General features: G+C 61.1%; 12 protein-coding genes. 4 read left to right on the top strand and 8 right to left on the bottom strand.

The features are described 5' to 3' along the window. Positions 1-147: 147 nt before the first annotated feature. The 7 genes from BT125_RS05220 to BT125_RS05250 all read right to left on the bottom strand — a co-directional run bounded on the left by BT125_RS05220 (position 148) and on the right by BT125_RS05250 (position 11,647). Positions 148-1,818: a response regulator gene (locus BT125_RS05220; protein WP_072405490.1), complete on the bottom strand. Its 1,671-nt coding sequence runs from the start codon at positions 1,816-1,818 to the stop codon at positions 148-150. Next, entirely contained in the window at positions 1,815-3,317 is a 1,503-nt protein-coding gene (locus tag BT125_RS05225; protein WP_072405491.1) for an ATPase domain-containing protein, read from the bottom strand. Before BT125_RS05225 ends, BT125_RS05220 begins: the two co-directional genes overlap by 4 nt. Before the next feature lie 195 nt (positions 3,318-3,512). Continuing rightward, positions 3,513-4,571 carry a tetratricopeptide repeat protein gene (locus tag BT125_RS05230; RefSeq protein WP_072405492.1) on the bottom strand — a complete coding sequence of 353 codons (1,059 nt, stop codon included), beginning with the start codon at positions 4,569-4,571 and terminating at the stop codon, positions 3,513-3,515. A gap of 299 nt (positions 4,572-4,870) precedes the next feature. Beyond that, positions 4,871-6,292, bottom strand: a complete 1,422-nt coding sequence (locus BT125_RS05235) for an efflux transporter outer membrane subunit (protein WP_072405493.1) — start codon at positions 6,290-6,292, stop codon at positions 4,871-4,873. After that, complete coding sequence (locus BT125_RS05240) at positions 6,289-9,468, bottom strand: efflux RND transporter permease subunit (protein WP_072405494.1); 3,180 nt, start codon at positions 9,466-9,468, stop codon at positions 6,289-6,291. The genes BT125_RS05235 and BT125_RS05240 overlap by 4 nt, the downstream gene beginning before the upstream one ends. A 15-nt stretch (positions 9,469-9,483) precedes the next feature. After that, entirely contained in the window at positions 9,484-10,737 is a 1,254-nt protein-coding gene (gene mexE, locus BT125_RS05245) for a multidrug efflux RND transporter periplasmic adaptor subunit MexE (RefSeq protein ID WP_072405495.1), read from the bottom strand. Between the two features lie 145 nt (positions 10,738-10,882). Further along, positions 10,883-11,647: a substrate-binding periplasmic protein gene (locus tag BT125_RS05250; protein ID WP_072405496.1), complete on the bottom strand. Its 765-nt coding sequence runs from the start codon at positions 11,645-11,647 to the stop codon at positions 10,883-10,885. Positions 11,648-12,012: 365 nt separating this feature from the next. Here BT125_RS05250 and BT125_RS05255 point away from each other — a divergent pair, with 365 nt between their 5' ends. From BT125_RS05255 to BT125_RS05270, 4 genes are all read left to right on the top strand, one after another. Next, positions 12,013-12,438 carry a VOC family protein gene (locus BT125_RS05255; protein WP_072405497.1) on the top strand — a complete coding sequence of 142 codons (426 nt, stop codon included), beginning with the start codon at positions 12,013-12,015 and terminating at the stop codon, positions 12,436-12,438. A gap of 128 nt (positions 12,439-12,566) precedes the next feature. Beyond that, complete coding sequence (locus tag BT125_RS05260) at positions 12,567-13,187, top strand: TetR/AcrR family transcriptional regulator (RefSeq protein WP_072405498.1); 621 nt, start codon at positions 12,567-12,569, stop codon at positions 13,185-13,187. Between the two features lie 204 nt (positions 13,188-13,391). Further along, complete coding sequence (locus BT125_RS05265) at positions 13,392-14,171, top strand: thioesterase family protein (RefSeq protein WP_072405499.1); 780 nt, start codon at positions 13,392-13,394, stop codon at positions 14,169-14,171. Between the two features lie 47 nt (positions 14,172-14,218). After that, positions 14,219-15,490, top strand: a complete 1,272-nt coding sequence (locus BT125_RS05270; protein ID WP_072405500.1) for an OmpP1/FadL family transporter — start codon at positions 14,219-14,221, stop codon at positions 15,488-15,490. 57 nt (positions 15,491-15,547) lie between these two features. On the opposite strand, the gene BT125_RS05275 is transcribed toward BT125_RS05270, so the two are convergent. Further along, complete coding sequence (locus BT125_RS05275) at positions 15,548-16,333, bottom strand: SDR family NAD(P)-dependent oxidoreductase (protein ID WP_072405501.1); 786 nt, start codon at positions 16,331-16,333, stop codon at positions 15,548-15,550. Positions 16,334-16,352 lie beyond the last annotated feature (19 nt).

Genomic DNA, 16,352 nt, shown 5'->3' on the forward strand with positions numbered 1-16,352 from the left:
TTGGGCTGCGCAGCAGCCCCAATTAATTAGTGAGTTCGAAATATCGAAGCGCCTGATTCAGGGCCGCTGCGCGCCCCAGCGGGGCGGTGCGACGTTTCGATAAATCCCCTCGCCACAACTGTGCTTGAGCTTAAGTTCCGGTTTACCTCAAACCTTGATCATCTCCCGTACTTTGGCCGTCAACAAATCAAAGGTGAACGGTTTGGTGATCATCTGCATCCCCGGGTCCAGGAAGCCGCCGCGTACCGCCGCATGCTCGGCGTAGCCGGTGATGAACAGCACCCGCAGGTCCGGACGCACCTGCCGGCCGATTTCCGCCAGCTGCCGACCATTCATGCCGGGCAGGCCTACGTCGCTGATCAGCAGGTCGATGCGTTGGCCTGATTGGAGGATCGGGACCGCGCCATTGGCGTCGGCCGCTTCCACAAAGGCATAACCCAGTTCGCTCAACACCGCGCTCACCAGCACCCGCACCGCCGGATCGTCCTCGACGATCAGCACGGTTTCGCCGTCCCGCGCGTGCGGCGCGTGCTGCGTGATGACCTGGGGCTCGTGGACTTCTTCACCGCGAAAGCGCGGCAGGTACAGGTTCACGGTGGTGCCTTTGTCGACTTCGCTGTCGATGGTCACGTGGCCACGCGATTGCTTGCTGAAGCCATAGATCATCGACAGCCCCAGCCCGGTGCCCTGGCCGATCGGCTTGGTGGTGAAAAACGGGTCGAACGCGCGGCCGATCACCGCCTCGGGCATGCCACAACCGGTGTCCTGCACGCTCAGCACCACATAGTCGCCGGGCTCCAGATTGCTGTAGGCATCGGTGAAGTCGGCGTCCAGGTGTCGGTTGCAGGTCTGCACCACCAGGTTTCCGCCGTTGGGCATGGCATCCCGGGCGTTGAGCACCAGGTTGAGCAGGGCGCTTTCCAGTTGGTTGGGATCGGCCTCGGCGACCCACAGCTGTTCGTCCAATCGCATGTCCAGGCGAATGCTTTCGTTGAGGCTGCGTTGCAACAGCTCGCCCATGGACAGCACCAGCGTATTCATCTGGACCGCCTTGGAGTCCAGCGATTGCCGTCGGGAAAACGCCAGCAGGCGATGGGTCAGGCCGGCGGCGCGGTTGGCCGAGGTCACGCCCAGGTCGATCAGGCTGTCCAGGTCCTCGGTACGGCCCCGGGCCAGGCGCCGACGCAGCAGTTCGAGGCTGCCGATGATCCCGGTGAGCATGTTGTTGAAGTCGTGGGCGATACCGCCGGTCAACTGGCCGACCGCTTCCATTTTTTGCGACTGGCGCAAGGCCTCTTCGTTATGGCGCAACTGGGCGGTACGTTCTTCTACCTGTTGTTCGAGGGTTTCAAGGGTGGTCTGCAGGCGCAGTTCGCTATTGCTGAGGTCGATCAGGCGGTCGCGGGCTTCGTACTGCCTTCGACGACCCCGCAGGGCGGTGGTCACCAGGCTGATCAGGGTCACTGGATGGAAAGGGCGTTCGAGGAAGGTCACGTTGCCCAATTGCGTACCGATACGGGCCGCCGGGTTCTGTTCCGGCCCGCCGTGATGGGTCAGCAAGACAATGGGCAAATCGGACCAGGCCGGTTGCTGTTCGATTTGCTGAAACAGCGTTTCCAGGTCTGGCCCTACCAAGGCCTCCGAAGAAATCACCAGCAGGCCGGCACCGCTTTCCAACTCTTCGCACAAATGGCCCAGGTGGCGGCATGTGAGGCCGGCAAAACCGGCTTCATTGAGGATCATCAAGGCGATCTGGCTGTCCCGTCCCAGCGGCGCGAGGATCAGCGCCCGCTCGGACAGGGGCTCGGTCAGCGTCACCGGTGTTCATCCTTGAGCAGCGGGTTGCTCTCGCCCATGTAGGTGGGGACCCCGCGCAAGACACCTTGGAACGCCTCCAGTGGCTCGCCGATGGTCATGCCCTGGCGGCTGATGCGGTATTCGCGGATGGTCGACTCGTGGCTGCCGGTGCGTTTCTTGATGATGGAGATCGCCCGACGAACCTTGCCCAGTGCTTCGAAATAACGCAACAGAATCACCGTGTCGGCCAGATAAGTAATGTCCACGGGCGCCTGCATGTCGCCGACCAGGCCGTGCTGTGCGACGGTCATGAAGGTCGCCGCGCCCTTGCGGTTGAGATAGAGCAGCAATTCATGCATGTGCAGCACCAGGGCGTTCTCTTCCGGCATGGCCGCCTGATAGCCGTTGATACTGTCGATGACCACGGTCTTGATGTTGCCCTCATCGACGCAACGGCGCACGCGATGGGAGAACTCGCCGGGGGACAACTCGGCGGCGTCGACCTGTTCGATCAGCAGATTGCCGGTCTCTAGCAGGGCTTGCAGATCGATGCCGATGTTTTTCATGCGCTCGAAAAGCAAGCCCAGCTCTTCGTCGAAGATGAACAGCGCGGCCTTCTCGCCGCGCTGTACGGCGGCTGCGGCAAAAATCAGCGCGATCAGCGACTTGCCGGTACCCGCCGGGCCCAGGATCAAGGTACTGGACCCCGTCTCGATACCGCCGCCCAGCAACGCATCCATTTCGCCTATGCCGCTGGAGAGTTGCTGGCGCAGGTACTGCCCACGGTGTTCGGCGGCCACCAGGCGCGGGAAGACGTGCACGCCGTCGCCCATGATGGTGAAGTCATGGTAACCGCCGCGGTATTTCTGCCCGCGATACTTGACCACCCGGATCCGCCGCCGTTCGGCGCCGTAGCTGGGGGTCAGTTCTTCCAGGCGAATCACCCCGTGGGCGACGCTGTGCACGGTCTTGTCCAGGGACTCGGTGGTCAGGTCGTCGAGCAGCAGGACCGTGGCGTCGTAGCGCACGAAGTAATGCTTGATCGCCAGGATCTGGCGACGATAGCGCAGGGAGCTTTGCGCCAGCAGACGGATCTCCGACAGGCTGTCGAGCACGACCCGGGTCGGCTTGAACCGTTCGACCACTTCGAAAATCTGCCGCGTCGCTTCGCCCAGTTCCAGGTCCGAGGAGTACAGCAGGCTCTGCTGGTGCTCGGCATTGAGTAGGCTTTCGGGCGGGGTCAGCTCGAAAATATGAATATTGTCATCCAGCGTCCACCCGTGGGAGGTCGCGCCCTGACGCAATTCACGCTCGGTTTCCGATAGCGTGATGTACAACGAGCGCTCGCCAGCCTTGGCGCCGGCTAACAGAAAATGCAACGCGACCGTAGTCTTACCAGTCCCGGGTTCTCCCTCAAGCAGGAACACATGACCGCGGGATAAACCACCGGAAAGGACATCATCCAGTCCTTCGATGCCGGTGGCGGCTTTTGCACTGATCAACTCGTTAGATGTAGACAAAAATAGCCCTCTCATGACTAGGGAAGTGGGCAGCAGGCGGGGTAACGCCTGAAATCGACTGCCTGAATACTTGACCTTTGGCGGTGATGGCGGTTCCGCTTACATCTACAAAACGCGGTGTACTGCACAACTTTGTAGGACTGTCGAGTGAAGCGAGGCAGAAGGCAATTGAATGGTCGCAGCCTTCGGCCGCTCCTACAGGCCCTGTTGCAGCGCCGGGTCATCGGGGTTCAACTGTTCCAGTTGCGCCAACAGGATTTGAACGTTCTGCAACTGACCGGTTTCCTTCCAATAGTTGATCAGCAACACCCGTGCCTTGCGGTCGGCGGGGTAGCGCTGGACGATTTCCTGCAGCTGTTTCTGCGCCGCTTCCACCTCCTGTTCGGCATGCAAGGTGGTCGCCAGGTCATAGCGGTAATGCCGGTTCTCGGGTTCCAGTTCCACGGCTTTTGCCAGACCGAGTACCGCATACTCGCTCTGGCCGTGTTGCAGCAGCCACATGCCCAGCGCATGTTGCAGATAAGCCGAGGTTGGCTGGGTTTGCAACTGTCGGGCGAGCAATTGCCGTGCGGCTTCGCTCTGGCCTTGTTTGTCCAGCACTTCGATCTGCATGACCAGCGCCGGGAGATTGTCCGGCTGCAGACGCACGGCCTGCTCAAGGGCCGATTGGGCTTTCTTCAATTCGGCGTTGTGCAGGTGCAGCCGGGCGAGCTGGTAGTGGGCGTCCGCGGTTTTCGGACCATCCTCGAGCACCTGCTCCCAGGTATCGATGGCGATCTGCATCGCGCCGAAATACAAACCGAGGTCATCTGGCGAGAGGCCCAGCAGCGCATTCACGGCAGCGAACCGGACATTCGGGTCGTCATCATCCAGGAGTGGGCCGAGCAACAGGCTGCGCTGGCCCGTCGGTACCAGCCCGACGACGCTGCCGATGGCGGCCCGGCGCACGTCCGGTGATTCGCTGTGCAGGTCTGCGTCGGCCAGTTTCAGAGCTTGCGGGCTGGGATAGTTGGGCAGTTCGGCGTGCAGCCACACACGGCGCTTGGGCGAAAGGTCTGGACGCCCCAGTTGCTGGTAAAGCATGCGCGCCGCTCCCGGCTGTCCGTTTCGGGCGCTTTCCAGGGCTTCACTGTAACCACGCTTGATCGCTTCGGGGATTTGCGGCGTGGTACTGCGTAGCCACACCGCGACAAGACCGATCAACAACAGGACACAGAGGCTGAGGAGCAGATAGCGGCGGCGAGGCGAGGGCATGCAGGGAATCCATTACCAGAAGCGTGAAATGTCGCAAGCTTCGGTCAGGTGGCGGCTTGAGTCAAACCTTGTCACAACGGTAGCGGACCTGTGGGAGCGAGCTTGCGCGCGATGGCGGTTGCGCATCCGACATCACCGCCAACTGAGCCACCGCTATCGCGAGCAAGCTCGCTTCCACAATGGGCTCTTTCACGTTGGGTGGTGGGCGATAGGCAAAAAAAGCCCCGCGTCCAAATGAACGCAGGGCAAAAAATTGGTTGGTTGCGGCCAACCAAAGGAGCTCGGTTGAGCAGGGCGGGTCAGTTGCTGGCAACGGTTTCCGGTTTCCAGCCGCCACCCAGGGCCTTGTAGATCGCGACGATGCCGCGGTACAGGTCCACTTCGGCCTGGGCCTGGGTGTCTTCGGCGGCCAGGCGTTCACGTTGGGCATCGAGCAGCACGAGGAAGTCCACGGTGCCTTCGCGGTAGCGAATCTCGGCCAGGTCGGCGGCGGCGCGGCTCGATTCACTTTGACGGATCAGCGAAATCAGCCGTTGCTGGCGCTTGCCGTAGTCACTGAAGGCGTTTTCCGATTCTTCCAGGGCCAGCAGCACTTGCTGTTCGTAAGTCGCCAGGGCGCCATCCGCCTCGGCGTCGGCACCGCGCAAGCGTGCCCGAACGCTGCCTAGGTCGAAAGCGGCCCAGGTAATGCTCGGGCCCAGCGCCCAGGCGTTGGCGGCCGAGGAGCCGATCTGCGAACCGCGTCCAGCCGTGAAGCCGAGGAAACCGCTCAGGCTGACCCGTGGGAACAGGTCGGCCTTGGCCACGCCGATGCGTGCCGTGGCGGCGGCCAGTTGGCGTTCGGCACTGAGAATGTCCGGGCGTCGTTGCAGCAGTTCACCCGGATCGCCGATGGGCAGGGCCTTGGCGATGGCCGGCAACTGTTTCGGGCTCAGATCCACGCTGAGTTTGTCCGGGCGCTCGCCCAGCAACGTGGCGATACGATTGCGTTGGCGCACCTGTTCGGCCTGCAATTGCGGCACGCTGGCTTCTACAGACGCCAGGCGGGCATCGGCACGCACCACGTCGAGCTGATCGCCGACGCCGGCATCGCGCAGGCTTTCGGTGATCTTGCGCGAGTCCTGCTGATTCTTCAGGTTGGCCAAGGCGATCTTTTCCCGCAGCTGAGCGCCGCGCAATTGACCGTAGGCGTCCACCAGTTCGGCGATCATCGTCACCTGCAACTGATAGAGGTCGGCTTCGACCGCCTGCTGATCGGCATCCGTGGCTTCCAGGTTGCGCCGGATGCGTCCGAACAGGTCCAGTTCCCAGGCCATGTCCAGGCCCAGGTCGTAACGCTCGGTGTTGACCCGGTCGGTGGTCTGCCCGGGAATCTGGCCTTTGCCCAGGTCGCTGCTGGCACGGCTGGTGATGGTTGGCATGACGTCATTGCTGGCGTCATCGCGAATCGCCCGGGCGGCCCGCAAGCGGGCGAAGGCCACGCGCAACTCGCGGTTGCCTTCCAGGGAGCGAGTCACCAACGCGTTGAGCGTCGGATCTTCGAATTGCTGCCACCAGACGCCTTCGAAGCGGGCCCGGTCGAAATTCTTCTGGCCGGCGGCACCGTCGGTGGCGGTGGTGATGGTCGCCGCCTCCGTTTGTGGTGCCTTGTAGTCCGGACCCACGGCGCAGGCGCTCAACGCCAGGGCCAGCAAGCTCGGAACGAACGCTTTCAAACTCATTGTTGCGCCTCCAGTTTCAAAGCCCGGGCCGCCTTGCGGGCCTCGCTGCGCTCGACGAAGTTGCGGATCAGTACATAGAACACAGGGGTGAGCAGCAGGCCGAAGAAGGTCACGCCGAGCATCCCGGAGAACACCGCCACACCCATGGCATGACGCATTTCCGCACCTGCGCCGCTGGAGAACACCAGGGGCACCACGCCCATGATGAAGGCGAAGGAGGTCATCAGGATCGGCCGCAGACGCAGGCGGCACGCTTCGAGGACCGCCGCCAGCGGGTTCATGCCTTCGAGCTGTTTATCCTTGGCGAACTCGACGATCAGAATCGCGTTCTTGCAGGCAAGTCCCACCAGTACGATCAAGCCGATCTGGGTAAAGATGTTGTTGTCGCCACCGGAGAGAATCACCCCGGTAATCGCCGACAGCAGGGTCATCGGTACGATCAGGATCACCGCCAATGGCAGGCTCCAGCTTTCGTACTGTGCCGCCAGCACCAGGAACGCCAGCAGGACGCAGAGCGGGAACACGAACAGCGCGGTGTTGCCCGAGAGGATCTGCTGGTAGGTCAGATCGGTCCACTCGTACGTCATGCCGTTGGGCAGTTCGTCCTTGAGCAGTTTCTCGATGGCCTTTTCAGCCTGGCCGGAGCTGTACCCCGGGGCAGCGGCACCGTTGATTTCAGCGGTGATGAAGCCGTTGTAGTGCATCACGCGATCTGGTCCCGAGGTATCGCTGACCTTGATGAAGGTCGCCAGCGGGATCATCTCGCCACGGTTGTTGCGCACCTTGAGCTGGCCGATCTGGTCCGACTCGAGACGGAACTGCTGCTCGGCCTGGACGTTGACCTGATAGGTGCGACCGAAGCGGTTGAAGTCGTTGGCATACAGCGAACCCAGGTAGATCTGCAGGGTGTCGAAGATGTCGCTGACGGCCACGCCATGGGTCTTGGCTTTCTCACGGTCGATGGCGGCATCGACCTGGGGCACGTTCACGGTGTAGCTGGTGAACAACCCGGCCAGTTCCGGCACGCTGCGGCTCTTGGTGATGATGTTCATGGTTTCTTTGTACAGCTCGTCGTAGCCCAGGTTGCCCCGGTCCTCGATTTGCAGGCGGAAACCACCGATCGTGCCCAGGCCCTGTACCGGCGGCGGCGGGAAGATCGCCATGTAGGCCTCTTGGATCTCCGAGTACTTGCCGTTCAAGGCACCGGCGATGGCGCCGGCCGACATGCTCGGGTCCTTGCGCTCGTCGAAGGGCTTGAGGGTCACGAACACGATGCCGGCGTTCGGGCTGTTGGTGAAACCATTGATCGACAGGCCGGGGAAGGCCACGGCGCTTTCAACGCCTGGTTGCTTGAGGGCCAGGTCGGACATGCGTTTGATCACGTCTTCGGTGCGATCCAGGCTCGCGGCGTCCGGCAGTTGGGCGAAGGCCACCAGGTATTGCTTGTCCTGGCCAGGCACGAAGCCGGTCGGAGTGGTGGAGAAGCCGAAGAACGTCAGCACCATCAGGCCGGCGTAGAGCACCAGAGCGATGCCGCTGCTGCGGATCACCCGAGCGACGGTGCCCACGTAGCCATGGCTGGCCCGCTCGAAGAAGCGGTTGAACGGACGGAACAGCCAGCCACCGAATACCTTGTCCAGGAACTTGGAGAAACGGTCCTTGGGCGCGTCATGGCCTTTGAGCAGCACCGCGGCCAAGGCCGGCGACAGGGTCAGGGAGTTGATCGCCGAGATGACCGTGGAGATGGCAATGGTCAGGGCGAACTGCTTATAGAACTGACCGGTCAGGCCACTGATGAACGCCGCCGGAACGAAGACCGCGCACAGCACCAGGGCGGTGGCGATGATCGGGCCGGTCACTTCGCCCATGGCGCGCTTGGTCGCCTCCACGGGGGTGAGTCCAAGCTCGATGTTTCGCTCGACGTTCTCCACCACCACGATGGCGTCGTCCACCACGATACCGATGGCCAGAACCAGGCCGAACAGCGACAGGGCGTTCAACGAGAAGCCGAACAGGTGCATCACCGCGAACGTACCGATCAGCGAAACCGGCACCGCCACCAGGGGAATGATCGAGGCACGCCAGGTCTGCAGGAACAGGATCACCACCAGCACCACGAGAATCAGGGCTTCGAACAGGGTGTGGACCACCGCTTCGATGGAGCCCCGCACGAAGATCGTCGGGTCATAGACGATGCTGTAGTCCATCCCGGCGGGGAAGCCCTTCTTCAGCTCTTCCATCTTCTCGCGAACGTCGTTGGAGATCTGGATCGCGTTGGAACCCGGGCGCTGGAAGATCGGGATCGCCACGGCCGGCTGATTGTCCAGCAGCGAGCGCAGGGCATATTGGCTGGAACCCAGCTCGACCCGGGCGATGTCCTTCAGGCGCGTGATCTCGCCGTCGGCGCCGGAGCGAATGATGATGTTCTCGAACTCTTCCTCATTCACCAGGCGGCCCTGGGTGTTGATCGACAGCTGGAACGCTTGGGCATTCGGCGCTGGCGGCGCACCCAGGGCACCGGCGGCCACCTGACGGTTCTGCTCACGGATCGCCGTGACCACATCGGTGGCGGTCAGGTTGCGCGAAGCGGTCTTGTTCGGATCCAGCCAGACCCGCAGGGAATAGTCACCCATGCCGAACAGCTGCACATCCCCCACGCCACCCAGGCGCGCCAGCTCATCCTTGATGTTGAGCAGGGCGTAGTTGGACAGGTAGAGCATGTCGTAGCGTTGGTCCGGCGAGGTCAAGTGCACGACCATGGTCAGGTCGGGCGAGGCCTTGTCCACCGTGATGCCGATCCGGGTCACTTCTTCCGGCAGCTTGGGCTCGGTTCGGGTGACGCGGTTCTGCACCTGCACCTGGGCGTTGTCCAGGTCGGTGCCCAGGGCGAAGGTGATGGTCAAGGTGATCTTGCCGTCAGCGGTGGACTGCGAGGACATGTACAGCATGTTCTCGACACCGGTGATGGCTTGTTCCAGGGGCGCGGCTACGGTTTCGCCGATGACCTTGGGGTTGGCGCCAGGGAAGTTGGCGCGTACGACCACGGTTGGCGGCACGACTTCCGGGTATTCGCTGATCGGTAGCTGGAACAGCGAGATGGCGCCGGCGATCAGGATCAGCAGCGAAAGCACTGCTGCGAAGATCGGCCGCGAAATGAAGAACTGGGAAAATTTCATCTTGGATTCAGTCCCTTAACCGCGTGGGGTCGCAGCGGCCAGTTTGCCTGCCGAGCCTGACGCTGCCTTGGATGGCGCGACTTGGGGCAGGTTGCTGGCTTCGAGCGCTTTACGTTGTGCTGCCAGGGCGGCAATGGTTTCTTCACTGGCCATCGGCACGGTTTCAGGCGTGACCGGCGAGCCAGGGCGAGCCCGTTGCAGCCCCTTGACGATGATGGTGTCGTCCTTGCTCAAGCCGTTGCGCACGATACGCAGGCCTTCAATCTTCGGCCCCAGCTCGACAGCGCGGTAGGCCGGCTTGTTGTCGGCGTCCATCACCAGCACGAATTTCTTGCCCAGGTCGGTGCCCACGGCTTCGTCGTTGATCAGCACGGCAGAGTAGGTCCCGCTGCCCACCAGCTTCAGGCGGGCGTACAGGCCTGGGGTGTAGGCGCCGTCCTTGTTGTCGAACACGGCGCGACCGCGAATGGTGCCGGTCTGCGGGTTGACCTGGTTATCGACGAAGTTCATCTGCCCCAGGTGCGGGTTGCCGTCTTCGTTGGACAGGCCCATGTAGACCGGCGTGGCCTGGCCGCGCTGGCCCTGGCGGGCGAGTTGGGTGTACTTGAGGAAGACACGCTCGTCGGCGTCGAAGTAGGCGTAGACCTTGTCGGTGGATACCACGCTGGTCAGCGGCGTGACGTCGGCGGTCACCAGGTTGCCGGCGGTAATCTGCGCGCGGCTGACACGCCCGCTGATGGGCGAGGTGACGCGGGTGAAGCTCAGGTTCAGCTTGGCCAGGTCCAATTGCGCCTGGATAGCCGCGACAGCGGCACGGGCTTCCTGGGCGGCGGTGGTGCGCGAGTCCGCCAGCTCGGCGGAAATGGCGTTGCTCAAGCGCAGGCGTTCGCCACGCTGGGCTTCGTTCTCGCTGCGGGTAGCGGTGGCCCGGGCTTGGGCCAGTTGGGCTTCGAGACGACGCACTTCAGCCTGGAAGGGGCGTGGGTCGATCTGGAACAGCAGGTCGCCTTTCTTGACCAATGCGCCTTCGGTGAAGGCCACTTCGTCGATCTGTCCGGAAACCCGCGGGCGGATCTCGACGGTTTCTGGTGCCTCGAGGCGGCCGGTGAACTCATCCCATTCGTTGACAGGTTGCTCCAACACCTTGGCCACACTGACTTTGGCCGGCGGCATGGACGCTGCCGTGTCGGGAGTCTTGCCGCAGGCGCTCATCACCAGCACCGCCAGCAGTGCGAGGGGAAAACGCAGTTTTGAAAGTGAATGTTCCATGGATAGCATCCGCCAATGTATTGAGAATGGGCGGATGATGCGTGGCGCAAGGCACAGGAACGAATCGAATGAAGCAAAGGTAACTATCATTCAGAATGATATAAGCCATCGATGAGGGCTCTAGTCCGGCTCCCCTCGCCACAGCCTATCGCGGCAAATAAACGTCATGGATACGCTTGACGGTTCCATCCGCGCGAAGCGCTTCAACCGCGTCGCGCAAATGCTCGACCATTTCTGGCGAGCATTGCTTGGAGCAGGCCAGGTAAAGGTCGGCGTTGCTGCCAACCGAACTCATGAGCAGCTTGCGCTTGGACACCTTCGGCCAGATGTAACGACTCTCCGGCACGCCGTTGAACCAGGCATCGATACGCCCCATCAACAGCATCTGAGCGGGATTGTCGCCGATGGCCAACGGATAGATCTGCTCATCGCTGAACCCTTCGCCGCGCAGGATATCTTCCTGTGCACTGCCCAGGCCGACGCCGATCTTGCGGTAGGTTTCTTTCGCTTGGGCGAAGCTGCTCACCCGCCGCTCAAGGCTGAAAAAGGCGCGCTCCATGGGCATGATCGAGGCGATCCAGGTGAAGCGATTCTCACGAGTGGGAATTCGTGACAGGGGGGTGATCAAGTGATCATGTTCTTCACTGACATGCTTTTGCGCCCGGGCCCAGGGAAGCACATGGATCTTTACGGTGTACCCGGCCCTGGTCATTGCGGCCACAGCGACATCGCCCACTATTCCGTGACCCCTGGGGTCGTTGACGAACGTCAGCGGCGGTGCGTCGAGAATGTGCAGTTCAATGATCGGAGACTCAGCGCTCGCCTCATGGGAAGCCAGCAGCGGCAGTAACAGACAAAGCCGGTAAAGTGCTTTGGTTGATGCGTTCAAAACGCGTGTAGTCAGGCTCATGGACGATACTTCAGGCATTGAAAGTGGTGCGCCAATCCCGGCGTACGGGGCGCCGGAAACAACGTCTACAGGCCAGCTTCTTATATAAGGCAGCGCATGATGCAGCGATCCAGCAGGATTCGCCACAACCGCTCCATTCCATCACGTCAGTGCCGCCTTGGCCCGACTGTGCTTCTGAAGGTATAGATCATTTGCTCGGCGCAAGCCGTCAATTTGGATGTGTACCTGCACGGCGGACCTGCGCTGCAAGGTCCTGCCGCGAAAAAACCGTCCGCTCCCAGCATCGCTTGGCCACGGTCTGTAGGGTTTTCTTACCGCAAGCGCGGCGCTAGGATGGCCCAACCCCACACGTAAGAGGACTCTCAATGAGCCTTTCTCCGTTCCATCTGGCGATTCCAGTTTACGATCTTGCTGCCGCCCGTACTTTCTATGGTGAAGTGTTTGGCCTGGAAGAAGGCCGTTCCAGTAGCCAGTGGGTCGATTTCAATTTCTACGGTCACCAACTGGTGATTCATGAGCAACCCAAGACCGCTTTCCAGGAAAGCGCCCAGAGCAATCCGGTGGACGGGCACGATGTGCCTGTCCCGCACTTTGGTGTCGTTTTGGCTTGGGAGGCGTGGGAGGCACTGGCTGAACGATTGAGATCTTTCGGCACGGAGTTCGTGATTGAACCCTACGTCCGCTTCAGAGGGCAGGTTGGCGAGCAAGCCACGATGTTCCTGTTCGATCCGTGTGGCAATGCCCTTGAATTCAAGGCCTTCAAGGATATGAGCCAGCTTTTTGCCAAATGACACGGATGAATCGGGCGTTCTTGTGGCGAGGGAGCAAGGCGTGCGTAACTGATGGACGGCTGTTTTGTGACGATATTCGTGGGTGGTCACAAGTTGTCATCCATCGCAGGGATGCGTAAGCTGCTTCCATGAATCAGCCAACATCACCTTCGCCCAGCACTCGCGGCCCAGCCGACCATGACATTCGCGACCAGATTGTCGCGGCGGCCAACGAGCATTTCAGCCAATACGGCTACGCCAAGACCACCGTGTCTGACCTGGCCAAGGCCATCGGCTTTTCCAAGGCCTACATCTACAAATTTTTCGATTCCAAGCAGGCGATTGGCGAAGCCATTTGCTCCAGCTGTCTTGCGAAGATCGTTGCGGCGGTGGAGGAGGCCATCAGCGAGGAAGGGCTCTCTTCGACCGAGCGCTTTCGCCGCCTGGTCAAGACCCTGATTACCACGGGGATCGATCTGTTCTTCAATGATCGCAAGCTCTACGACATTGCCGCATTCTCCGCGTCGGAGCGCTGGCCCAGCTCCCAGGTGTATGACGCACGGATCAAGCAATTCGTGGTGCAGGTCGTACGGGAAGGGCGCGAAAGCGGTGAGTTCGAACGCAAGACGCCCCTGGATGAAACCGTTGAGGCGATACACCTGACCCTTCGGCCTTTCGTCAACCCCCTATTGCTGCAGTACAGCCTCGATCATGTCGAGGTGGCGCCGACGCTCACCGCCAACCTCATCCTGCGTAGCCTGATGCCCTGAGGGACGGCTGCGACGAGTAGCCGTCCCGATTCAAAAACGACTTTCCGTGCATTCGGGTTGTACCCGACTGGGTGGTCTCTTTTTGCCTGAAAAGTGACTATTGACACAAATGGTCACATGAATAAGTATGGCATCGACTTTCAAAGTGATCCCTCTAGCGATGCATCAGCGGGTTCACGTTCAGGCCAGTCGGGAGACGTCCAAATGACCAGTTTTGCTCAGGTGCTGGCGCAGTTCGATCCGAGCGTGCCGTTCATTGCTCCAGCCAATTGGCAGCAGGGTCGCACGATCTTCGGTGGTCTTTCGGCGGCGCTGTCGTTGGAGGCGGTTCTGCGCGAACGCCCACAGGGCTTTCCTCCGTTCAAGTCGGCGCAGGTGTCATTCATAGGTCCGGTCACGCAAGCCCAGACATTCGATACAAGCGTTTTGCGCGAAGGGCGATCCGTGACTTCGGTGTCTGTCGATTGCAAGTCGGGCGATGAGCTGGCTCTGCGCACGACTTTGCTGTTCGCTCAACCACGAGCCAGCAGGATTACCCATGAAGCATGGGGATGCCCGTTGGTGGAGGAGGCGTCGCGGTACACCACGCTGGCGCTGGACAACACCATTGCGCCTGCCTGCGCCTTCAACTTCGAAATGCGCCCTGCGGGTGGTTCACTGCCAGTGTCCGGGGCTAAAAATCCCGAGTTACTGATGTGGGTTCGTCACCTGGATGCCCAGGGGGTGGACCCGGCGGTGGCTTTGATTGCCCTCGCTGACAGTCTGCCGCCCGCCGCGATGACCTGCTTCACAGAGCCGGCAGCCATCAGCTCGGCTTCCTGGACAATCGATTTGCCGCAGCCCGCCGTGACCGGCGAATGGTTCCTCATCAGCTCGTTCAGTCAGCAAGCCTTGGAAGGCTACTCGCTACAGGATATGGAGATCTGGGACGAAAGCGGTCGGCGGGTGCTTTGGGCGCGTCAGACCGTGGCGATTTTTACCTAGCAGAAAAACAAACCGTTCCCCCAGCAGTTGCTCCTAGAGTCCTAATAATGAAAAAAATCTTGCTCAAGACCCCCATGAGTCTCGCCGTTGCGCTTGCAACGTCCCAAGTATTTGCCAGCGGCTTCGCGCTGAACGAACAAAGCATCAGTGGGATGGGCGCGGGTTTTGCCGGGCGTTCCTCTTCCGCTGAAGATGCCAGTACTGTCTTCGGCAACCCGGCGGGCATGTCTCGCTTGAGGAAAGAGCAGGTCAGCCTGGGCGCTGCGACACTGTTTACCCAGAGCGATATCAGTCAGACCCGCAGCACTTTCGGTGGCCGAGAGGATGGTGACATGGTGCCGACCACCACGGTGCCGATGGGTTACTACGTCAAGCCGGTGGATGAGCATTGGGCTGTCGGCGTCGGTTTTTATGTGCCATTTGGTTTGATCACCGATTACGGCAGCGACTTTGCCGGGCGTTATTACGGCAACAAAAGCGAAGTGACGACGCTGACCTTCCAGCCTACCGTCAGCTATGCCTTCAACGACAAGGTATCGATCGGGTTCGGTCCGACCATCAATCGGATCAGTGGTGAGATCTCCGGGATGGTGCCCAATCCCCTCAGCCCCGGCAGTAACGACGGTAAGCTCAAGAGCAATGGCGACGATACGGCGCTCGGCTTCAACGCCGGCATCCTGGTGCAGGCGACGGACCGGACTCGCCTGGGGCTGACTTACCATTCCAAGGTCAGTTACCACCTGGACGCCAAGTCCAAGCTCACCGGCGGCATTTTCAGCGTGTTGGGGGTAAGCGGCCGCAGCTATGACGCGTCGCTGGATGTGGATACTCCGGAGTCCGTGGACATCTCGGTCACTCATCAGCTCAATGACGACTGGACGATGTATCTGGGAAGTACCTGGACGCGCTGGAGCCGCTTCAAAGAGTTGACCATCGAGAACTCCGGCCTGCCTGCGCTGCTGAGCGGCGCGTTGAGCACCGTCAGCGAAGAACAGAACTGGCATGACACCTGGGCCCATGCCATCGGTGCCGCGTATAAGCTCAACGATCAATGGGGCCTGCGCGCGGGCCTGTCGGTCGACCAGTCGCCCGCCAACAACACCAATCGTGGGCCTCGGATACCAACCGGCGACCGCACGGTGCTCAGCTTCGGTGCCGGCTGGACGCCAGTGGAAGAGGTGACGATCGATGTGGCTTACTCCTACTTGCAGGAAGAAAGCGTGCGCATCAACGAAACCTCGTCGACCCGTGGCGCATACAGTTCCAAATACCGGAACAGTGCCAGCGGTTTTGGTACTTCAGTCAGCTATCGCTTCTAACGCAATAGGGCGTGTGCCGGGAGCCATTGTGGCTCCCGGTCCTTCGCCGCAGCGCATTCATGCCCCCATGACATTCGCCATGAGACGCTGGTGAAATCGGCGTGGCGTGGCCCAGGTCAACACCGTGAGCGCCTTGTTGCCGAAGCCGGGTACCACACTCATGCGCCCGGCTTGCAGGGCGCGGATGCCTGCGCGAACCACGGGCTCGGGTTGCATCATCACCATTTTCAGCGCTGGCGTGAGGGTCTGGTTGGCACTCTGCGCAAACCCGGTATCCGACATGCCTGGGCACAGTGCGGTCACGACGACACCGTCGCCCTTGAGTTCCTGATGCAGTGCCTCGGAGAAGCGCAGCACGTAGGCCTTGGCCGCTGAATAGACGGCGAAATTTTTCACGCCTTGATAGGAAAGCAAGCTGGCGACCTGCAAAATGTGGCCGCGGCGGCGGATGCGCATGTCCTGGGCAAAGAGGCGAGTCATGGTGGTCAGGCTGGCGATGTCCAGATTGATCATTGCCAGGGATTGGTCAATGGCGTGGTCCAGGAACGGGCCCTGCAATCCATGGCCGGCGTTGTTGATGAGCACATCGACCGCAATACCCTGTTGAACCAGCCGCTTGTGCAGTTCGATGACTGCCGGAATCGAAGACAGGTCGACTTGTTCGTTGATCACCTCGATGCCAAAACGCTCACGCAGTTCTTTTGACAGCGCTTCTAGTTTGTCCAGCCTGCGGGCTACCAGAACGAGGGATTTCCCCTGCGCTGCGTATTGCCGGGCGAACTCCTCGCCAAAGCCGCTTGAAGCGCCCGTGATGAGCACCCAGGAATTCTCGTTGGTTTTCATGTGGCTGGACTCCGGTTGC

It is taken from the genome of Pseudomonas sp. NFACC04-2, assembly GCF_900119265.1.
Lineage (GTDB): Bacteria > Pseudomonadota > Gammaproteobacteria > Pseudomonadales > Pseudomonadaceae > Aquipseudomonas > Aquipseudomonas fluorescens_AA.